2 protein-coding genes are annotated in these 1,213 nt (G+C 73.1%); both read right to left on the bottom strand.

All coding sequences use genetic code 11. The features are described from left to right. Positions 1 to 582 (bottom strand): amidohydrolase family protein (locus tag OOT08_RS07495; RefSeq protein WP_325091980.1); only part of this gene is annotated, 582 nt, incomplete at its 3' end. 27 nt (positions 583 to 609) lie between these two features. Beyond that, on the bottom strand, positions 610 to 981 hold the full coding sequence (locus OOT08_RS07490; protein ID WP_325091978.1) for a hypothetical protein: 372 nt from the start codon (positions 979 to 981) through the stop codon (positions 610 to 612). Between the last annotated feature and the right edge of the window lie 232 nt (positions 982 to 1,213).

The following is a 1,213-nucleotide window of genomic DNA, read 5'->3' as shown; positions in this document are numbered from 1 at the left end:
CGAGAAGCGGGCGATCGCGTCGAGCGCGCCCTCCCGCTCGGGGGCGAGGGTGACCTGGCGGAGCAGGCCCCGACCGGCGTCCATCAGTCGCTGAACTGTCTCCGGGTCGGGCGCGATGAGCTGCGCCGGATCGTGCGCCCCGCGGCGCTGATCTGCGAGGAACGGCCCCTCCAGGTGCGCGCCGAGCACGCCGGGGTCCTGTTCGGCGAGCGCCGCGACCTCGCCGAGCCGTTCGATGAGCGCGGGCACGGGACTCGCGACGAAGCTCAGCACCGCCCGCGTGGTGCCGTGTGCGCGGTGCGCGGCGAGCGCCCGGCGCATCGCGGTGGGGCCGTCGTCGTAGGCGGCCCCGCCCGCGCCGTGCGCGTGCAGGTCGATGAAGCCGGGGACGAGGGTGCGCCCGGCGGCGTCGATCACCTCCGGAGAGTCAGCCGTGTGTGACCGCCAGCCGTCCCCGGTGCCGGAGCCCACGATGTGGCCGCTCCGTGAGAGCACCCACGCGTCCTCGAGGAGGCCGCCGGCATCGATGCGGCGGGCCGAGTGAATGATGCGGGATTCGGGGACCTCTGCTGTGGGGCTCACGTTCCCGATGGTACCGGCTCGGGGTGGCTATTCCGCGGCGGGACCGGCGTCGACCACGCCGAGGAAGCGGGTGCCGACGCCGTAGACGAAGGAGCGGTCCGCGCCCGGGGCCGGCTCCGGCAGCTCCTCTGGCTCGTGCTCGTCGCAGGCCAGGAGCGTGAACTCGGGCCACCACTTCTTGGGGCGGGCGTGCTCCTCCGTGCCGCAGAGCACGCAGACCAGGTGGGCCCAGACCGGCTTCGTGCCGGTGCGGTTCAGCCGGGACTGCACGAGCCACTGCGGCGGGTTCGCGTCGAGCTCGTCGAGCTTCGTCTGGCTGATCTGGGACGGGATCCCGTGCCGCTTCGCCATCTCCAGGGGGATGTCGAGACGGATTGAGGCTTCGTAACGGGTGGGCATGCTCTCAGGGTACGCGCTTTCCCGACGCCCGGCGCCGAGCTGTCGCGTGTTGTGGATGCGTCCCGCGGGTGACCCGCACCCCGCGTCACCTGGACGGGGCGGGATCCGTCCGGGGAGCGACTGCGGTTCCGGCGGGGGCCTCGTGTGGGTCCCCGCCGAGGTTCAGCATGACGACCCCGGCGACCGTCAGCAGGATCCCGGCGACCTGTACGGGGGTGAGGTGCTCCCGATA

The organism is Leucobacter sp. M11 (assembly GCF_035726885.1).
Classification (GTDB): domain Bacteria; phylum Actinomycetota; class Actinomycetes; order Actinomycetales; family Microbacteriaceae; genus JAPFRB01.
This window is presented reverse-complemented; position numbering and strand designations above follow the sequence as displayed.